The following is a 16649-nucleotide window of genomic DNA, read 5'->3' on the forward strand; positions in this document are numbered from 1 at the left end:
CGGCGGCATCCTGGGCGGCATCTCCTCCGGCCAGCCGATCGTTGCGCACCTGGCGCTGAAGCCGACGTCGAGCATCACCACGCCGGGCCGCTCCATCGACATCCACGGCAACCCGGTGGACGTGATCACCAAGGGCCGCCACGACCCGTGCGTCGGCATCCGCGCCACGCCGATCGCCGAGGCGATGATGGCCATCGTGCTGATGGACCACCTGCTGCGCCACCGCGGGCAGAACGCCGACGTGAAGGTGAGCACTCCGGTGCTGGGCCAGCTCTGATGGGTCATCTGACGGCCGCCGTGGCCTGACGGCATGGCGGCGCTCCCGTACTGGCGGCTGTCCAGTTTCTATCTCTTCTATTTCGCCTTGCTCGGCTCGACGGCGCCGTTCCTGGCGCTGTACTTCGATCATCTGGGGTTCAGCGCCGCGCGCATCGGCGAGCTGGTGGCGATCCCGATGCTGATGCGCTGCGTGGCGCCGAACATCTGGGGCTGGCTGGGCGACCGCACCGGCAGGCGCCTGGCCATCGTGCGCTTCGGTGCGGCGTGCACGCTGCTGACGTTCTCGCTGATCTTCGTCAGCAAGAGCTACGCCTGGCTGGCGATGGTCATGGCGCTGCACGCGTTCTTCTGGCACGCGGTGCTGCCGCAGTTCGAGGTCATCACCCTGGCGCACCTGCAAGGCCAGACCTCCCGCTACAGCCAGATCCGCCTGTGGGGCTCCATCGGTTTCATCATCACCGTGGTCTTGCTGGGCCGGCTGTTCGAATGGCTGAGCCTGGACATCTACCCGGCGGCGCTGGTGCTGATCATGGCCGGCATTGTCCTCAGCAGCCTGTGGGTGCCCAACGCGCAGCCGGCCCAGGGCGACCGGCCGACGGGGGAGGGCTTTCTCAAGCAGTTGCGCAGCCCCGGCGTGCTGGCGTTCTACGCCTGCGTGGCGCTGATGCAGATGAGCCACGGGCCGTATTACACGTTCCTGACCCTGCACCTCGAACGCCTGGGCTACAGCCGTGGCGTGATCGGCATGCTGTGGGCGGTGGGCGTGGTCGCCGAAGTGCTGATGTTCATGGCCATGAGCCGGATCCTGGCGCGCTTTTCCCTGCGCCGGGTGCTGATGGCCAGTTTTCTGCTGGCGGCGCTGCGCTGGCTGCTCTTGGGCTCCTTCGCCGAATTCCTCTGGGTGCTGCTGTTCGCCCAGGCGCTGCACGCCGCCACGTTCGGCAGCTTTCACGCCGCTGCCATCCAGTTCGTGCAACGTAGCTTCGGCGCCCGCCAGCAAGGCCAGGGCCAGGCGCTGTACGCCGCGCTGGCCGGCACCGGCGGCGCGCTCGGCGCGCTGTACGCCGGGTACAGCTGGAACGCCCTCGGCGCGACATTGACCTTTAGTATCGCAAGCCTCGCAGCCTTCGCCGCTGCCGTTATCATTGCCACTCGAATGCAAGAGGACAGGCCATGAGCCTTACCCGTGAACAGCTCGCCCAGCAGATCATCGACGCCGGGCGCTTCCTTTATGGCCGCGGCTGGTCGCCGGCCACCAGCAGCAATTACTCGGCGCGCCTGTCGCCGACCGAGGCGCTGCTGACCGTGTCCGGCAAGCACAAGGGCCAGCTCGGCCAGGACGACGTGCTCGCCACCGACCTGGCCGGCAACAGCCTGGAGCCGGGCAAGAAACCGTCCGCCGAAACCCTGCTGCACACTCAGCTCTACGTCTGGCGCCCGGACATCGGCGCGGTGCTGCACACCCATTCGGTCAACGCCACGGTGCTGTCGCGCCTGACGCCCGGCGACTTCATCGATTTCGAAGACTACGAGCTGCAGAAGGCCTTCAGCGGCGTTTCGACCCACGAGTCCCGGGTGCGGGTGCCGATCTTCGACAACGACCAGGACATTGCGCGCCTGGCCGCCAAGGTGCAGCCTTGGCTGGACGCCCACCCCGACTGCGTCGGGTACCTGATCCGTGGCCACGGCCTCTACACCTGGGGCGCGCAGATGAGCGACGCGCTGCGCCAGATCGAGGCCTTCGAATTCCTGTTCGAATGCGAGCTCAAGACCCGCAGCCTATTGAACCGTTAACGGCAGACGCCGCCAACGTCGCCGACCGCCTGATGCAGCGCTGCGCCCCACCGGTGTCCACAAACCGGACGGCGCGGCCGAAACCGAGGAATCGCCCCATGAGCAGCCTGTCCGTCTATCACGTATCCAGCCCCGAGATTCCGAACAAGGTGCTGACCCATTTCGAAGACATCGCCGCGACCCTGGCCGAGCAGGGCGTGCGCTTCGACCGCTGGCAGGCCGCCACGAAGATCGAGCCCGGCGCCAGCCAGGAAGAGGTCATCGGCGCCTACCGCGAGCAGATCGACAAACTGATGACCGAGCGCGGCTACATCACCGTCGATGTGATCAGCCTCAACAGCGACCACCCGCAGAAGGCCGAACTGCGCGCCAAGTTCCTCGACGAGCACCGCCACGGCGAAGACGAAGTGCGCTTCTTCGTCGCCGGCCGAGGCTTGTTCACCCTGCACATCGACGACTACGTGTACGCGGTGCTGTGCGAAAAGAACGACCTGATTTCGGTGCCCGCCGGCACCAAACACTGGTTCGACATGGGCGAGCACCCGCATTTCGTCGCGATCCGCCTGTTCAACAACCCCGAAGGCTGGGTCGCCAACTTCACCGGCGAAGACATCGCCGGCCGTTTCCCGCGCCTGGAGGACTGAGCCGATGTCGATCAAGGTCATCCTCACCGATATCGAAGGCACCACCAGTGCGGTGAGCTTCGTGTTCGATGTGCTGTTCCCGTACGCGGCCGAACATTTGCCGGATTTCGTCCGGCGCAACGCCGCACGGGCCGATGTCGCCGAGCAGATCGACGCCGTGCGCCGTGACAGCGGCGAGCCGCAGGCCGATGTCGAGCGCGTCATCGCGATCCTGCTGGGCTGGATCGCCGAAGACCGCAAGGCCACGCCGCTCAAGGCATTGCAGGGCATGGTCTGGGAGCAGGGCTATCAGGCCGGGCAACTGAAGGGGCATGTCTATCCGGATGCCGTCGAGGCGCTCAAGCGCTGGCATCAGGCGGGCCATCAACTGTTCGTGTACTCCTCCGGCTCGATCCAGGCGCAGAAACTGATCTTCGGCTGCTCGGAGGCGGGGGACCTGACGCCGCTGTTCGACGGCTACTTCGACACCACGTCGGGGCCCAAGCGTGAAGAACAGTCCTACCGCAACATTCAACAGGCCATCGGCGTCGAGCCGCAGGAGATCCTGTTCCTGTCGGACATCGTCCAGGAACTCGATGCCGCCCAGGCCGCCGGCCTCAAGACCTGCGGCCTGGCCCGCGACGGCGGCGAACTGGAAGGGCACGTGACCGTCGACAGCTTCACCGGCATCGAACCGGAAGCGTTCTGACCCCAGACCCGCGCAAAAGCAAACAGGCCGTGAAGCGAACCTTCACGGCCTGTTTGCTTTTGCGGTCGGGTTACAGCGAGTGATACGTCGGCAGGGCAAAGCGCTGCTGGCTCTGCAGCATGGAGATCTGCGGCAGTTCGCTGGCCTGTTCGGCCAGGTCGCGGCGGATCGCGCTGATCGCCCACGACAGTTGGTCGCCGTTGTGCAACTGCTGATACGTGAGCGCCCGCTTGAACACCTTGCCTTCACCATCGCGCAGCGTCAGCAGGATGCCGCCGTCGGGGCGTGCCTGGGTGGTGACGTTGTACTGGGAGAACAGGGAGGAGAATTTTTCTTGGATCAGGCTCATGTCGTTCAGCTCCGTATGCACATGAATGGCAAGCATGCACAGAGGGTTGCAGCGATTGTGCCAGCATTCCTGTTTTTAAAAATCCTTATAAATCAACAGTTTAAAAATAATCTGCGATGCGGTTGTCGTGCAATCTGCATGAATGGCCATCGTGCATCCTGCATTTTGCGGGATCGCGAGCAATGGAGGTGAACCTCTGCGCCGCCGTCGTCACCGCGTCCCGGGGCGGATACAAAACATTGCAAAAACCGCGTGTACAGCCCGAGAAGCGCTGACGTATTTTCGGTCTCGGCCCTCGCTGCCCAAGCGCCGGTCGCCGCACAGGATTGCCCGACAATAAGAAATCCGGCCTGCACGCCAAGGCCGAACGGGAGCTGCCATGAGTCACGCGCCAAGCGACACGATCACCTGGAGCATGATGCTCCGCAAACTGCCGGCCATCGCCAAAGCCATCCCACGGGTGGTGAAGGGCATGAAGGCGGCCAACGTCAAGGATCCGACCCAAACCTGTGGCCTGGGCTGGACATTCGAGCAAGCGACCCTGCGCAATCCAGGCGGCCCCGCCTTGCTGTGCGGCGACGTCGTGCTCAGTTACGACCAGGCCAACCGCTGGGCCAACCGCATCGCCCACTACCTGATCGGGCAGGGCATCGGCAAGGGCGACGTGGTGGCGGTGTTCATCGAGAACCGCCCGGAGCTGCTGGTGACCATACTGGCGCTGGCCAAGGTGGGCGCCGTCAGCGCGCTGCTCAACACCTCCCAGACCCGCGACACGCTGATCCACAGCGTGAACCTGGTGGCGCCGGTGGCGATCGTCGTCGGCGCGGAGCTGCTGCCGGCCTATGCGGCGGTGCGCGAGCAGGTGTCGATCGCGGCGCCGCGCACCTGGTTCGTGGCCGATCAGGACACCTTCAGCCATCCGGGCATTGCGCCCGAAGGCTACGTCAACCTCATCAGCGCCAGCGCCGACGCCAGCAGTGACAACCCGGCCAGCAGCCGTGACATCCATTTCGACGACCCGTGCTTCTACATCTACACCTCCGGCACCACCGGCCTGCCCAAGGCCGGGGTGTTCAAGCACGGGCGCTGGATGCGCAGCTCGGCCAGCTTCGGCATGATCGCCCTGAACATGGGCCCGGACGATATCGTCTACTGCACCTTGCCGCTCTATCACGCCACCGGCCTGTGCGTGTGCTGGGGCTCGGCGGTCAACGGCGCCTCGGGGTTCGCCATCCGCCGCAAGTTCAGCGCCAGCCAGTTCTGGGGCGACGTGCGCCGCTACCGGGCGACCACCATCGGTTACGTCGGCGAACTGTGCCGCTATCTGGTGGACCAGCCGGCCAGCGCCGACGACAGCCGCCACGAGGTGCGCAAGATGATCGGCAACGGCCTGCGTCCCGGCGCCTGGGCCGAATTCAAGACCCGTTTTGCCGTGGAGCACATCTGCGAGCTGTACGCGGCGAGCGACGGCAACATCGGCTTCACCAACATCCTCAATTTCGACAACACCATCGGGTTCTCGCTGATGGCCTGGGAACTGGTCGCCTACGACCACGACAGCGGCCAGCCGGTGCGCGGCGGCGACGGCTTCATGCGCAAGGTCGGCAAGGGCGAGCAGGGCCTGCTGCTGGCGCGGATCGACGACAAGGCGCCGCTGGACGGCTACACCGACCCGCAGAAGACCGCCAAGGTGGTGCTGCAGGATGTGTTCGCCCGGGGCGACCGCTACTTCAACACAGGCGACCTGCTGCGCAACATCGGTTTCGGCCATGCGCAGTTCGTCGACCGGCTCGGCGACACCTATCGCTGGAAAGGCGAGAACGTCTCGACCACCGAGGTGGAGAACCTGCTGCTGCAACACCCGAACATCTCCGAGGCGGTGGCCTACGGGGTGGAGATCCCCAACACTAACGGCCGCGCCGGCATGGCGGCGATCACGCCGGCCGAATCCCTGGCCACCCTGGATTTCGCCGAGCTGCTGAACTTCGCCCGCCAGCGCATGCCGGCCTATGCGGTGCCGCTGTTCCTGCGGGTGAAGGTGAAAATGGAAACCACCGGCACGTTCAAGTACCAGAAGACCCGCCTCAAGAGCGAAGGCTTCGACCCGGGCCTGACGGGCGACGATCCGGTGTACGCCTGGCTGCCCGGCAGCCAGACCTACGTGCAGGTCACCGGGGAGGTGTTGGCCGACATCGGCGCAGGGAAATACCGTTATTGAGTTTGGCTATTGGGCGGCTTGGAAAAAAGGGGGTGACAGCTATCGTGCGGCTCGGGAAACTGTCGCCATTCCGATTGACCGAAAGTGGAGTTTCCCATGTCCGACCAAAACCGCCAGATGACGCCCGAAGAGGCCGCCGCCTTCACCGAGCAGGTGTTCAACAAGGCCCGCGACGGCGATGCGGCGATGCTCGACCGCCTGATCAGCGCGGGCCTGCCGGTGAACCTGCGCAACGGCAAGGGCGACACGCTGCTGATGCTGGCCAGCTATTACGGGCACCTGGACGCGGTGCAGGTGCTGCTCAAGCACAAGGCCGACCCGGAGCAGCGCAACGGCAACGGCCAGAGCCCGATCGCCGGCGCGGCGTTCAAGGGTGACCTGGCGGTGGTCAAGGCGCTGGTCGACGGCGGCGCGGACATCGACGGCGCCTCGTTCGACGGCCGCACGGCGCTGATGATGGCGGCCATGTTCAACCGGGCCGAGATCGTCGAGTACCTGATCGGCAAGGGCGCCGACCCGAAAGCCAAGGACGCCAACGGCGTCACCGCGCTGGATGCGGCCCGCACCATGGGCGCGGCCGACACCACGGCGCTGCTGGAAAAGCTTCTGGGCTGAAACCGGCCTCAGGTCGGAACCGGGCCTGTGGCGCAAGCGAGAATGCGCTATCCTTCGCGCCCTCGAAAAACCTTCGCCACAGGATCTGCCCCCCATGAAAGCCGCACTCGCCGAACTCATCAGCAAAATCAGCTCCGGCTGCATGGCCGAGGACGAGATCCTGAAGGTCGCCGATGAAGCTGCGCAGGCCTACGCCGACGCCGACGCCTTCCTGGCCGCCAACCCCGACATCAACTACGACGACACCTTCCCGATCCCGCTGGGCGAGTGGGTGGTGGTCGGCAGCCTGCCGGACACCGTGCTGTTCCAGGCCGACACCTACGCGGACCTGTTCGCGCAGATCGTCGCCTCGTTCGGCCCCGACGTGGCGTTCAACCTCAAGCCCAAGCAACTGGCCAAGACCGAAGCCCTGACCGCGCTCAACCGCATCCAGATCCAGATGGACAGCCTGAACAAGGAAAACGGCGGCTACACGCTGATGAACTTCAGCCAGTTGCTCGACGACGAACTGCAAGTGGTGCTGGTTTACGGCAACGACGTGCCGCGTGTGCTGGAGCTGTGCGCCGAAACCGGCATCGCCGCCGCGCCGGCGCTGGAGGCCCTGAAAGTCGCCGTGCACGTCTGAGGCACAAAAAAGGAACCCCGGCCGGCGCCGTCTATCCTAAAGGTGCATGCCATCATTTCGGAGCGACGCCATGGGTTCCACGTTCAACGGCCTGGTCGGGCTGATCATCCTTGCCCTGGACATCTGGGCGATCATCAATGTGCTGAAAAGCGGCGCCGAAACCGGGATGAAGATCCTCTGGGTGCTGCTGATCATCCTCCTGCCGGTGCTGGGCCTGATCATCTGGGCCATCGCGGGCCCCAGGGGCAATGTGCGGCTTTGACCTGAAAACTGTCTGATCCGGCCCTCAAGTGCCTGGGCGGACGCCATCGCCAGCAGGCTGGCTCCCACAATGGACTGCAGTGACCGCAGATTCGGCATTCGACCGCGATCCCGGTGGGAGCCAGCCTGCTGGCGATGGCGTCAGCCGAGGCGCCGCCTGGCTGGACTGATGCCGTCGCTCGCGCAAGGATTGCGTCCGACCGATGAACCGGGGTTCGACCTGTCATCTTGCGCAACGTAGAATGCGCGCCTTTCCCGGGCAGTCGTCACTGCGACCGGCGCCCCAGCATTCACCGGAGCACGTCCCCATGAGCACGACCAAGACCAGCGATTATCTGGAAACCCTCTACGAAGGCTACGGCCAGCGTTTTCGCATGGAGAAAATGCTGCACGAAGTGCGTACCGAGCATCAGCACCTGGTGATCTTCCAGAACCCGCGCATGGGCCGGGTGATGGCGCTGGACGGCGTGATCCAGACCACCGAGGCGGATGAGTTCATCTACCACGAAATGCTCACCCACGTGCCGATCCTCGCCCACGGCACCGCCAAGCGCGTGCTGATCATCGGCGGCGGCGACGGCGGCATGCTGCGCGAAGTGACCAAGCACGCCAGCGTCGAGCACATCACCATGGTCGAGATCGACGGCACCGTGGTCGACATGTGCAAGGAATTCCTGCCGAACCACTCCCAGGGCGCCTACGACGACCCGCGCCTGAACCTGGTGATCGACGACGGCATGCGTTTCGTCGCCACCACCACCGAGAAGTTCGACGTGATCATTTCCGACTCCACCGACCCGATCGGCCCGGGCGAGGTGCTGTTCTCGGAGAACTTCTACCAGGCCTGCCACCGCTGCCTGAACGAAGGCGGCATCCTCGTGACCCAGAACGGCACGCCGTTCATGCAGATCGACGAAGTGAAGACCACCGCCGGCCGCCTGCGCAGCCTGTTCCCGGACTGGCACTTCTATCAGGCGGCCGTGCCGACCTACATCGGCGGCTCGATGACCTTCGCCTGGGGCTCGACCGACCCGGCCTACCGCAAGCTGAGCCGCGAAACCCTGCAGCAGCGCTTCATCGGCAGCGGCATCGTCACCCGCTACTACAACCCGGAAATCCACATCGGCGCCTTCGCCCTGCCGCAATACGTGCTGCAGGCAGTGAACAAGCCGGCCAACGACTGAGCTCCTGCGCAAGTGGCGGGTCGCACCGCCGCTTGCGCAGCACCAGGCCACCCACCGAACCTGTAGGAGCCAGCCTGCTGGCGATGGCGCCCGCAATGGCGCCGCCTTGCAGAACGGTTCTTGCATGAAAGGTTTTTCATCTTCGTCGGCGACATTCCCCGGGAACGATCAATTCGGCTAAAAGTCGAGATAGGTGTAGGCCCATTTGCGGGCTTGACCGAGGAGGCTCCGATGTCAAAGTGGAAAGTCACGTTTGTGGACGATCATGGCGAAACCGTCAACGAAGTCTTCGAGTGCGAGGAGTGCCCGAGCCACGAGCACGCCGCCCGCCTCATCAAGGAACGGTTCCTTCCCGTCGCCGCCACGCTGGATCTGAACGATCTGGAGGGGCGCACCGTCGATGCCGGCGTCAAGAGCCTCAAGGCTCAGCACAGCATCGAAATCCTCGGCATCACCCCTATCTGAATCTTTCTGACAGCTGATCGCCAGGCCTTGGCAGCGCCTCTGTCATGGGGCTAATCTGCAAGCGAGATCAGCGAACGGATCGCTATGGTCTGGTCTTGTCAGCTACATGCTTGTTTCCCGTGGGCAACCCGGTTGCCGCAACGCTTCAGTGCAGGGAATACGGAAAGTCTATCCATCTATCAGAGGGGGACGTTTCATGAGCACAGCCTATCAAGAAGACATCAGCAGCAACGTGCTGCGCCGCATGAAAGAAGGCGGTTTCGATTTCTCCAGGATCCATCCCATCGAGTTCTACGCCATTTTCCCGAACGAGGAGCGGGCGCGCAGGGCGGCAGGTCATTTTCGCGGTGAATCCTTCAATGCCCAGGTCAGCGTGCGCGACGACGGCGCGTGGCACCTGGAACTGAGCAAGGTCATGCATGCGACCTACGGCGGCATCGGCGATTTCGAGCAGCGTTTCTCCGCCGTGGTGGAGCCGTTGGGCGGCATCATCGAAGGCTGGGGCGTCAAGCACGAGGTGCGCAACCGGCGGCGCCTGCACTGATCTTTCGCAACAGCGTCGGGCAACGGCTGACCTTCGGGTCGGCCGTTGTCGTTTCTGCAGCCCGGAAACGCCGTGGCAAAACCCTGAAACAAGAATCCGAGGCAAAAAAAAGCCACCGTCGAAGGTGGCTCAAAGGGAAGACCGGAAGGAGAGGGAACCGGTCAGGGTTACGGCTGGGCGGGCTGCGGTCGCGGCCATCGATCAGGTGGGCTGCACACTTCGCGGGGAAATCGTGCAGCGGATGCGCGGATTATCCGCAGCCGCTGCCGGGCAGTGAAATCAACTCTGACTATGCTGGTGATAGGCGACGGCGTTGCGTCGCGATGGAGCGGGGGCGATCGGGTTGGGGCGTTTGCCGCACAGCAATGGTGCGACGTACCGGGCGTGTTTATCCAACCGATTGAAATCAAAGCGTTTCTGCCGATGGCACGGGCCTTGCGAAGGTTCGGATGTCCGGAGCGACAAGGAGTACGGCATGAACCGCACCTATTTTGACGAGATGTACGATGCCGGCGGCCAGGTCCGCCCGCATTACCGGGAATTCGCCCGCTGGCTGGCCGAGACGCCCGACGAGTTGCTGGCCCAACGGCGACGCGAGGCCGATCTGCTGTTCCACCGTGCCGGCATCACCTTCACGCTCTACGGGGACGAGCAGGGCACCGAGCGCCTGATCCCCTTCGACACGATCCCGCGCAGCATCCCCGCCAGCGAGTGGCGGACCGTCGAGCGCGGCTGCATCCAGCGGGTCAAGGCGCTGAACCTGTTCCTCGCCGACCTCTACCACGGACAGCGCATCATCAAGGCCGGGATCATCCCCGCCGAGCAGGTGCTGGCCAACGAGCAGTACCAGTTGGCGATGCAGGGGCTGGACCTGCACCGCGACATCTATTCGCACATCTCCGGCGTCGACCTGGTGCGCGACGGCGACGGCACCTACTACGTGCTGGAGGACAACCTGCGCACCCCGAGCGGCGTGAGCTACATGCTCGAAGACCGCAAGATGATGATGCGCCTGTTCCCCGAGCTGTTCGCCGCCCAGCGCATCGCGCCCATCGACCATTACCCGAACCTGTTGCTCGATACGCTCAAGAGCTCCAGCCCGCTGGATGACCCGAGCGTGGTGGTGCTGACGCCGGGGCGGTTCAACAGCGCATTTTTCGAGCATGCGTTCCTGGCCCGGGAAATGGGCGTGGAGCTGGTGGAGGGAGCGGACCTGTTCGTGCGCGACGACAGGGTCTTCATGCGCACCACCGACGGCCCGAAGGCCGTGGACGTGATCTACCGCCGTCTCGACGATGCCTTCCTCGACCCGCTGGCGTTCCGCCCGGATTCGATGCTGGGCGTGCCGGGGCTGCTGTCGTCCTACCGTTCCGGCAACGTGGTGCTGGCCAACGCGATCGGCACCGGCGTGGCCGACGACAAATCGGTGTATCCGTACGTGACCGAAATGATCCGCTTCTACCTCGACGAAGAGCCGATCCTGAAGAACGTGCCGACGTGGCAATGCCGCAATCCGTCGGAACTGTCCCATGTGCTGGCCCATCTACCGGATCTGGTGGTCAAGGAGACCCAGGGTTCCGGCGGTTACGGGATGCTGGTGGGGCCGGCGGCGACGGTCGCGGAGATCGACGCGTTCCGCGAGCGGATCAAGGCCAAGCCTCACGCGTACATCGCGCAGCCGACGCTGTCGCTGTCGACCTGTCCGACCTTTGTCGAGAACGGCATCGCGCCGCGCCACATCGACCTGCGCCCGTTTGTGCTGTCCGGCCGTGAAACCCGGGTCGTGCCCGGCGGTTTGACCCGTGTCGCCCTGCGTGAAGGCTCCCTGGTGGTGAATTCCTCCCAGGGCGGCGGCACCAAGGACACCTGGGTGGTCGAGGATTGAAGGAAGCCTGCCATGTTAAGTAGAACTGCCTCGGATCTGTACTGGATGTCGCGTTACCTGGAGCGGGCGGAAAACCTCGCGCGGATGCTCGACGTCAGCTATTCGCTGTCGCTGATGCCGCAGGACGGCCGCGGCGACGGCCTGCACGAACTCGCCATGCCGCTGATGATCACCGGCACCCTCGACGATTACCTGGCGCGCCACGGCGAGCTGCACGCCGAACGGCTGCTGCATTTCTTCGCCCTCGATGCGGCCAACCCGGCCAGCATCTACAGCTGCCTCGGCGCCGCCCGGGCCAGCGCCCATGCGGTGCGCGGGCGGATCACCGCGGACATGTGGGAAAACATCAACGCCACGTGGCTGGAGATCCGCGGGATCGCCGACCAGGGCCTGAGCCGCTACGGCATGAGCCGATTCTGCGAATGGATCAAGGAGCGCTCGCACCTGTTCCGCGGCGCGTCCTACGGCACCATCATGCGCAACGACGCGTTCCGCTTCATCCGCCTGGGCACGTTCATCGAACGGGCGGACAACACCCTGCGCCTGCTCGACGCCCGTTACGAGATGGCCGGCGACCAGGCCGAAGCGGTCAGCGACGGCACCGCCCACGCCTACTATCAGTGGAGCGCGCTGCTGCGGGCCCTGTCGTCGTTCGAGGCCTACACCGAGATCTACCGCGATGCGCCCGGCGCCCGCCATGTCGCCGAACTGCTGCTGTTGCGTGCCGACGTGCCGCGTTCGCTGCGGGCCTGCACCGAAGAGATCGACCAGATCCTCGCCCAGTTGCCGGGTGCCAACGGCCGGCCTGCGCAACGGCTGGCGGCGGAAATGGACGCACGCCTGCGCTACACCGGCATCCACGAAATCCTCGAGGAGGGCCTGCACGCCTGGCTCACCGAATTCATCCCGCTGGTGCGCCAGCTGGGCAACGCCATTCACAGTTCCTACCTGGAGGCCGCATGAGACTTTCCATCAGCCACGAGACCACCTATCACTACGAAGATCAGGTGCGGGCGAGCATCCAGTACCTGCGTCTGACCCCGCACGACAGCGAGCGCCAGCACGTGCTGAACTGGCGGCTGGATCTGCCGCGTCCGGTGCGGGCACAGCTCGATCCGTTCGGCAACATCCTGCATGTGCTGACCCTCGACGAGCCCCACGAGGCGATCGTCATCGGTGCCCGCGGGCTGGTCGACATCGACGAGCTGCGCGAGGCGGAGCACGAGAGCCAGTCGGCGCTGCCGTTCCTGCGCTTCACCCGCCTGACCGAGGCCGACGAAGCATTGCGCGCATTCGCCGAGCAATCCTGCCGGCAGCGCCGCGACCGCACTGCGCTGATCGACCTGATGCACGGCCTGAACCAGCACATGGCCTACCTGCCGGGCTCGACCGAAGTCGACACCAGCGCCGCCGAGGCTTTCGCGGCCCGCACCGGCGTCTGCCAGGATCATACCCACGCGTTTCTCGCCTGCACGCGCAGCCTCGGGGTGCCTTCACGGTACGTCTCAGGTTACCTGTACAGCGAGGACAGCGAGCACCTGGCCAGCCACGCCTGGGCCGAGGCCTGGCTGGATGACGCGTGGTACAGCTTCGACGTGACCAACCGGCTGGCCCGTCCGGAGCGGCACCTCAAACTGGCGGTGGGCCTGGACTACCTCGACGCCTGCCCGGTGCGCGGCATGCGCCGGGGCGGCGGCTGCGAGCAGATGCACGCCAAGGTGCTGGTGTCGCCGACGCCGGTGATTTCCGTCCAGCAACAGTGACGATGATCCCTGTAGGGGCGAGCCTGCTCGCGAAGGCGGATCGGCCACCTTTGCAGTGGCTGACGGGTCGCTTCGCGAGCAGGCTCGCTCCTACAGGGGTGGTGTGGTCTCAGGGCTTAACTTTGCGTCCGGCCATGTGCTTCAGGTATCCCACCAGCAACTGAAGATCCCCATCCGGCAACACCTGGGCGGAGAACCCCGGCATCTTCGCCTGCGGCCATTGGCGCAGGCTTTGCGGATCGCGGACGTAACGCGTGAGGAAGTCGGCGCCGAAGTATTCGGTCGGGTTGTACGGAATGTTCAGGTCCGGCCCGAACTGCGCGTCCCCGGCGCCGTTGAGGCGGTGGCAGGCCAGGCAGTTCTTCTGGAACAGCGCGAAACCCTTGTTCACCGGATCGTCGGCCTTCAGCGCGGGATCCGGCAGCAGGGCCGGGAATCGCTCGGCCACCGGCGCCATGCGCTTGATGCTGGCGACTTCGAAGGGCCACTGCTCCGGGCTGATGTGGCCGGCCTCGGGATCGGTCCAGACCAGATAGAACGGCCCGGCGCTGGGCTTGCCTTCCGACAGCGGCGGCCACGGCTGCGCCGGATCCTCGATGGCCAGCCAGGCCCGTGCGCCCTGGGTCTGGAGCAACGGCGCGGCGGCCAGTTCCGCGGCGAAGCCGTCCAGCGCCACCGCCTGCAGATGGTCGCTCGGTTGGATGCCCGTCAACAGCGCGGACACCGGCACGGCGCGGTAGGTCATGTCCCGCTTGTAGGAAACATCGTTCTTGATCGTGAGGGTCTGCGCCTGAGGATGCTTGAGCAGTTCCTCGGTCTGCCAGGTGCGGCCGTTTGCGCCCAGCTCCAGGTTCAGCTGTGCGGCGTAGAGGGGCGTGCTCAGCAGCAGGGCCCCGAACAGTGTGAGCGCTTTCAATTGATCGCCGTCCATGTCGTGGAAGTGCGCAAAGAGTGGCACAGCCACGCTGGCCCGGATAGCGGGCCAGTCACAGGATAGGTGGCGATGAGCGAAACCTGCCGCTTGAGTCAGCCGAGCACCTTGGTCAGGTTCGGCAGAATCAACAACAGCGTCGTGGCAAAAAGAATGAGCCCTGCTTGACGAACTTTCGGTTGTTTGAACATGGCTTGACCGCCTTTTTTGTTATTTCCTGAGGCTTGCCTGATCTCCATGACGGCAAGCGTTGCACTTCCTGTAACGAACGCCTGCCTCGGCAAGACCCGACGACAATGGCGTACATGTTCACCTTAGGGCCCGCGTCACGCTTGGCTTAGATCCATTTCGTATGTATTTGCTGCCAGTTGCGATTAAAACGGCATGAGGCCCATTGCCAGCTTCTTTGCCGCCCTTTTGCTAGACAGCTCGCTGGCCTGAACCGCCCGGTCCGGTGGCGGATGACCGTCCGTCTGAGCGTGGGCGTCAACGCCGTTGAGCGCTGCGGTCATTGAATCCGGTCCGCTGCGGGCCAACAGTGGCCACACGAAATTCACTCACCGCACAGGTTCGAGACGTCATGACCCAAGCTTTGATTTTCGACGCGTTACGCACGCCCCGCGGCAAGGGCAAGGCCGATGGATCGCTGCACAGCGTCAAACCGGTGAACCTGGTGGCCGGGCTGCTGACCGCATTGCAGCAGCGCACCGAGCTGGACACCAGCCTGGTCGATGACGTGGTGCTCGGATGCGTCACGCCGATCGGCGATCAGGGCTCGGACATCGCCAAGACCGCCGTGCAGGTGGCCGACTGGGACATCAGCGTGGCGGGCGTGCAGATCAACCGCTTCTGCGCCTCCGGGCTGGAGGCGGTGAACCTGGGGGCCATGAAGGTGCGCTCGGGCTTCGAGGAGTTGGTGGTGGTCGGCGGCGTCGAGTCCATGTCGCGGGTGCCGATGGGCAGCGACGGCGGCGCCTGGGCGCTGGATCCGCAGACCAACCTGCACAGCCATTTCACCCCGCAGGGCGTCGGTGCCGACCTGATCGCCACCCTGGAGGGGTTCAGCCGCCAGGACGTCGACGCCTACGCCCTGCATTCGCAGCAAAAGGCAGCCCGGGCGCGCGCCGACGGATCGTTCAGCAAGTCCCTGGTGCCGGTGCAGGACCAGAACGGCATCGTTCTGCTGGACCACGATGAGTTCATCCGCGCCGACTCCACCCTCGAAGGCCTGGGCAAGCTCAAGCCGAGCTTCGAAATGATCGGCCAGATGGGCTTCGATGCGACGGCGCTGCGGGTCTACAGCCATGTCGAGCGGATCAACCATGTGCACACGCCGGGCAACAGCTCCGGCATCGTCGACGGCGCGGCGCTGATGCTGATCGGCTCCGAAGCCCGCGGCAAGGCGTTGGGCCTCACGCCCCGGGCACGGATCGTCGCCACGGCGGTCACCAGCACCGATCCGACCATCATGCTCACCGGCCCCGCGCCGGCCACCCGCAAGGCACTGGCCAAGGCCGGGCTGCGGGTGGAAGACATCGATCTGTTCGAGGTCAACGAAGCCTTCGCTTCCGTGGTCCTGAAATTCATCAAGGACATGGCCGTCGATCCGGACAAGGTCAACGTCAACGGCGGCTCCATCGCCATGGGCCATCCGCTGGGCGCCACCGGCTGCGCGATCCTCGGCACCCTGCTCGATGAACTGGAAGCCCGGCGCCTGCGCTATGGCCTGGCGACGCTGTGCGTCGGCGGCGGCATGGGCATCGCCACCATCATCGAACGCCTCTGAGCCCGGACTTCAAGGAACCCAACCCAATGAGCCAAGCCATCCGTTACGAACTGGGCCAGGACAACATCGTCACCCTGACCATCGACATGCCGGGCCAGAGCGCCAACACCATGAACGCGGTGTACCGCGAGGCCATGGCCGATTGCGTCGCCCGTCTGGCGGCGGAAAAGGAATCGATCGCCGGCGTCATCGTCACCTCTGCCAAGAAGACCTTCTTCGCCGGCGGCGACCTCAACGAACTGATCAAGGTCGGCAAGCCCGAAGCCCGGGCCTTCTACGACATGGTGCTGACCCTCAAGGGCCAGTTGCGCACCCTGGAGACCCTCGGCAAACCGGTGGTCGCCGCCATCAACGGCGCGGCGCTGGGCGGCGGCTGGGAAATCTGCCTGGCCTGCCATCACCGGGTGGCGCTGGACGACGCGTCGGTGCAGCTCGGCCTGCCCGAAGTGACCCTGGGCCTGTTGCCGGGCGGCGGCGGAGTGGTGCGCATGGTGCGCATGCTCGGCATCGAAAAGGCGCTGCCTTACCTGCTTGAAGGCAAGAAAGTCCGCCCGCAGCAGGCGTTGCAGGCCGGCCTGGTCGACGAACTGGCGGTAGACCGCGACGAACTGCTGGCCA

The 16649-nt window shown here is 65.0% G+C and carries 20 protein-coding genes; 17 read left to right on the plus strand and 3 right to left on the minus strand.

The annotated features are described in order from the left end of the window. From ACIP0B_RS24835 to mtnC, 5 genes are all read left to right on the plus strand, one after another. A partial coding sequence (locus ACIP0B_RS24835; RefSeq protein WP_400836937.1) for a chorismate synthase occupies nucleotides 1-277 on the plus strand: 277 nt, incomplete at its 5' end. Nucleotides 278-310: 33 nt separating this feature from the next. Then, nucleotides 311-1456, plus strand: a complete 1146-nt coding sequence (locus ACIP0B_RS24840) for an MFS transporter (protein ID WP_400836940.1) — start codon at nucleotides 311-313, stop codon at nucleotides 1454-1456. Further along, complete coding sequence (locus ACIP0B_RS24845; protein ID WP_400836943.1) at nucleotides 1453-2073, plus strand: methylthioribulose 1-phosphate dehydratase; 621 nt, start codon at nucleotides 1453-1455, stop codon at nucleotides 2071-2073. Before ACIP0B_RS24840 ends, ACIP0B_RS24845 begins: the two co-directional genes overlap by 4 nt. 98 nt (nucleotides 2074-2171) lie before the next feature. Beyond that, nucleotides 2172-2717, plus strand: a complete 546-nt coding sequence (locus ACIP0B_RS24850) for a 1,2-dihydroxy-3-keto-5-methylthiopentene dioxygenase (protein WP_400836946.1) — start codon at nucleotides 2172-2174, stop codon at nucleotides 2715-2717. A gap of 4 nt (nucleotides 2718-2721) precedes the next feature. After that, nucleotides 2722-3405: an acireductone synthase gene (gene mtnC, locus ACIP0B_RS24855; RefSeq protein ID WP_400836949.1), complete on the plus strand. Its 684-nt coding sequence runs from the start codon at nucleotides 2722-2724 to the stop codon at nucleotides 3403-3405. A gap of 70 nt (nucleotides 3406-3475) precedes the next feature. On the opposite strand, the gene ACIP0B_RS24860 is transcribed toward mtnC, so the two are convergent. Further along, nucleotides 3476-3754 carry a DUF3509 domain-containing protein gene (locus ACIP0B_RS24860; RefSeq protein ID WP_085577884.1) on the minus strand — a complete coding sequence of 93 codons (279 nt, stop codon included), beginning with the start codon at nucleotides 3752-3754 and terminating at the stop codon, nucleotides 3476-3478. 379 nt (nucleotides 3755-4133) lie between these two features. On the opposite strand from ACIP0B_RS24860, the gene ACIP0B_RS24865 reads away from it, so the two are divergent. The 10 genes from ACIP0B_RS24865 (at nucleotide 4134) to ACIP0B_RS24910 (ending at nucleotide 13314) form a co-directional block, all read left to right on the plus strand. Further along, complete coding sequence (locus ACIP0B_RS24865) at nucleotides 4134-5972, plus strand: long-chain-acyl-CoA synthetase (RefSeq protein ID WP_400836952.1); 1839 nt, start codon at nucleotides 4134-4136, stop codon at nucleotides 5970-5972. A 96-nt stretch (nucleotides 5973-6068) separates the two neighbouring features. Continuing rightward, nucleotides 6069-6587: an ankyrin repeat domain-containing protein gene (locus ACIP0B_RS24870; protein ID WP_400836955.1), complete on the plus strand. Its 519-nt coding sequence runs from the start codon at nucleotides 6069-6071 to the stop codon at nucleotides 6585-6587. 94 nt (nucleotides 6588-6681) lie between these two features. Continuing rightward, nucleotides 6682-7212 carry a hypothetical protein gene (locus ACIP0B_RS24875; RefSeq protein WP_400836958.1) on the plus strand — a complete coding sequence of 177 codons (531 nt, stop codon included), beginning with the start codon at nucleotides 6682-6684 and terminating at the stop codon, nucleotides 7210-7212. 70 nt (nucleotides 7213-7282) lie between these two features. Next, nucleotides 7283-7474, plus strand: a complete 192-nt coding sequence (locus ACIP0B_RS24880) for a PLDc N-terminal domain-containing protein (protein WP_011062611.1) — start codon at nucleotides 7283-7285, stop codon at nucleotides 7472-7474. Between the two features lie 307 nt (nucleotides 7475-7781). Further along, nucleotides 7782-8657: a polyamine aminopropyltransferase gene (gene speE, locus ACIP0B_RS24885; protein ID WP_400836962.1), complete on the plus strand. Its 876-nt coding sequence runs from the start codon at nucleotides 7782-7784 to the stop codon at nucleotides 8655-8657. Nucleotides 8658-8888: 231 nt separating this feature from the next. Beyond that, on the plus strand, nucleotides 8889-9122 hold the full coding sequence (locus tag ACIP0B_RS24890) for a hypothetical protein (protein ID WP_400836965.1): 234 nt from the start codon (nucleotides 8889-8891) through the stop codon (nucleotides 9120-9122). A gap of 196 nt (nucleotides 9123-9318) precedes the next feature. Beyond that, nucleotides 9319-9666: a ribonuclease E inhibitor RraB gene (locus ACIP0B_RS24895; protein WP_400836968.1), complete on the plus strand. Its 348-nt coding sequence runs from the start codon at nucleotides 9319-9321 to the stop codon at nucleotides 9664-9666. Between the two features lie 475 nt (nucleotides 9667-10141). Further along, on the plus strand, nucleotides 10142-11551 hold the full coding sequence (locus tag ACIP0B_RS24900; protein ID WP_400836971.1) for a circularly permuted type 2 ATP-grasp protein: 1410 nt from the start codon (nucleotides 10142-10144) through the stop codon (nucleotides 11549-11551). 12 nt (nucleotides 11552-11563) lie between these two features. Further along, nucleotides 11564-12514 (plus strand): alpha-E domain-containing protein, encoded by a 951-nt coding sequence (locus tag ACIP0B_RS24905; protein ID WP_400836973.1) that lies wholly within the window; start codon nucleotides 11564-11566, stop codon nucleotides 12512-12514. After that, entirely contained in the window at nucleotides 12511-13314 is an 804-nt protein-coding gene (locus tag ACIP0B_RS24910) for a transglutaminase N-terminal domain-containing protein (protein ID WP_400836976.1), read from the plus strand. Before ACIP0B_RS24905 ends, ACIP0B_RS24910 begins: the two co-directional genes overlap by 4 nt. Nucleotides 13315-13423: 109 nt before the next feature. Here ACIP0B_RS24910 and ACIP0B_RS24915 read toward each other — a convergent pair whose 3' ends face one another. Both ACIP0B_RS24915 and ACIP0B_RS24920 read right to left on the minus strand, forming a co-directional pair. Next, nucleotides 13424-14245: a c-type cytochrome gene (locus ACIP0B_RS24915; protein ID WP_400836984.1), complete on the minus strand. Its 822-nt coding sequence runs from the start codon at nucleotides 14243-14245 to the stop codon at nucleotides 13424-13426. Between the two features lie 95 nt (nucleotides 14246-14340). Then, a complete protein-coding gene (locus ACIP0B_RS24920) occupies nucleotides 14341-14484 on the minus strand; it encodes a hypothetical protein (RefSeq protein WP_170929964.1) in 144 nt (47 codons plus the stop codon). A 341-nt stretch (nucleotides 14485-14825) separates the two neighbouring features. Between ACIP0B_RS24920 and ACIP0B_RS24925 the strand changes: the two genes are divergently transcribed. Together ACIP0B_RS24925 and ACIP0B_RS24930 are read left to right on the plus strand one after the other, a co-directional pair. Next, nucleotides 14826-16031, plus strand: a complete 1206-nt coding sequence (locus ACIP0B_RS24925) for an acetyl-CoA C-acetyltransferase (protein WP_400836978.1) — start codon at nucleotides 14826-14828, stop codon at nucleotides 16029-16031. Between the two features lie 26 nt (nucleotides 16032-16057). Next, nucleotides 16058-16649, plus strand: a 592-nt coding sequence (locus ACIP0B_RS24930; RefSeq protein WP_400836981.1) for an enoyl-CoA hydratase-related protein, incomplete at its 3' end; no start/stop codon positions are given.

This window comes from Pseudomonas sp. NPDC089534, from assembly GCF_044749305.1.
Classification (GTDB): Bacteria; Pseudomonadota; Gammaproteobacteria; order Pseudomonadales; family Pseudomonadaceae; genus Aquipseudomonas; species Aquipseudomonas ekonensis.

Coding starts and splice junctions, on each gene's coding strand:
- ACIP0B_RS24840 (WP_400836940.1), top strand. CDS start 311: ATGGCGGCGCTCCCGTACTGGCGGCTGTCCAGTTTCTATCTCTTCTAT.
- ACIP0B_RS24845 (WP_400836943.1), top strand. CDS start 1,453: ATGAGCCTTACCCGTGAACAGCTCGCCCAGCAGATCATCGACGCCGGG.
- ACIP0B_RS24850 (WP_400836946.1), top strand. CDS start 2,172: ATGAGCAGCCTGTCCGTCTATCACGTATCCAGCCCCGAGATTCCGAAC.
- mtnC (WP_400836949.1), top strand. CDS start 2,722: ATGTCGATCAAGGTCATCCTCACCGATATCGAAGGCACCACCAGTGCG.
- ACIP0B_RS24860 (WP_085577884.1), bottom strand. CDS start 3,754: ATGAGCCTGATCCAAGAAAAATTCTCCTCCCTGTTCTCCCAGTACAAC.
- ACIP0B_RS24865 (WP_400836952.1), top strand. CDS start 4,134: ATGAGTCACGCGCCAAGCGACACGATCACCTGGAGCATGATGCTCCGC.
- ACIP0B_RS24870 (WP_400836955.1), top strand. CDS start 6,069: ATGTCCGACCAAAACCGCCAGATGACGCCCGAAGAGGCCGCCGCCTTC.
- ACIP0B_RS24875 (WP_400836958.1), top strand. CDS start 6,682: ATGAAAGCCGCACTCGCCGAACTCATCAGCAAAATCAGCTCCGGCTGC.
- ACIP0B_RS24880 (WP_011062611.1), top strand. CDS start 7,283: ATGGGTTCCACGTTCAACGGCCTGGTCGGGCTGATCATCCTTGCCCTG.
- speE (WP_400836962.1), top strand. CDS start 7,782: ATGAGCACGACCAAGACCAGCGATTATCTGGAAACCCTCTACGAAGGC.
- ACIP0B_RS24890 (WP_400836965.1), top strand. CDS start 8,889: ATGTCAAAGTGGAAAGTCACGTTTGTGGACGATCATGGCGAAACCGTC.
- ACIP0B_RS24895 (WP_400836968.1), top strand. CDS start 9,319: ATGAGCACAGCCTATCAAGAAGACATCAGCAGCAACGTGCTGCGCCGC.
- ACIP0B_RS24900 (WP_400836971.1), top strand. CDS start 10,142: ATGAACCGCACCTATTTTGACGAGATGTACGATGCCGGCGGCCAGGTC.
- ACIP0B_RS24905 (WP_400836973.1), top strand. CDS start 11,564: ATGTTAAGTAGAACTGCCTCGGATCTGTACTGGATGTCGCGTTACCTG.
- ACIP0B_RS24910 (WP_400836976.1), top strand. CDS start 12,511: ATGAGACTTTCCATCAGCCACGAGACCACCTATCACTACGAAGATCAG.
- ACIP0B_RS24915 (WP_400836984.1), bottom strand. CDS start 14,245: ATGGACGGCGATCAATTGAAAGCGCTCACACTGTTCGGGGCCCTGCTG.
- ACIP0B_RS24920 (WP_170929964.1), bottom strand. CDS start 14,484: ATGGAGATCAGGCAAGCCTCAGGAAATAACAAAAAAGGCGGTCAAGCC.
- ACIP0B_RS24925 (WP_400836978.1), top strand. CDS start 14,826: ATGACCCAAGCTTTGATTTTCGACGCGTTACGCACGCCCCGCGGCAAG.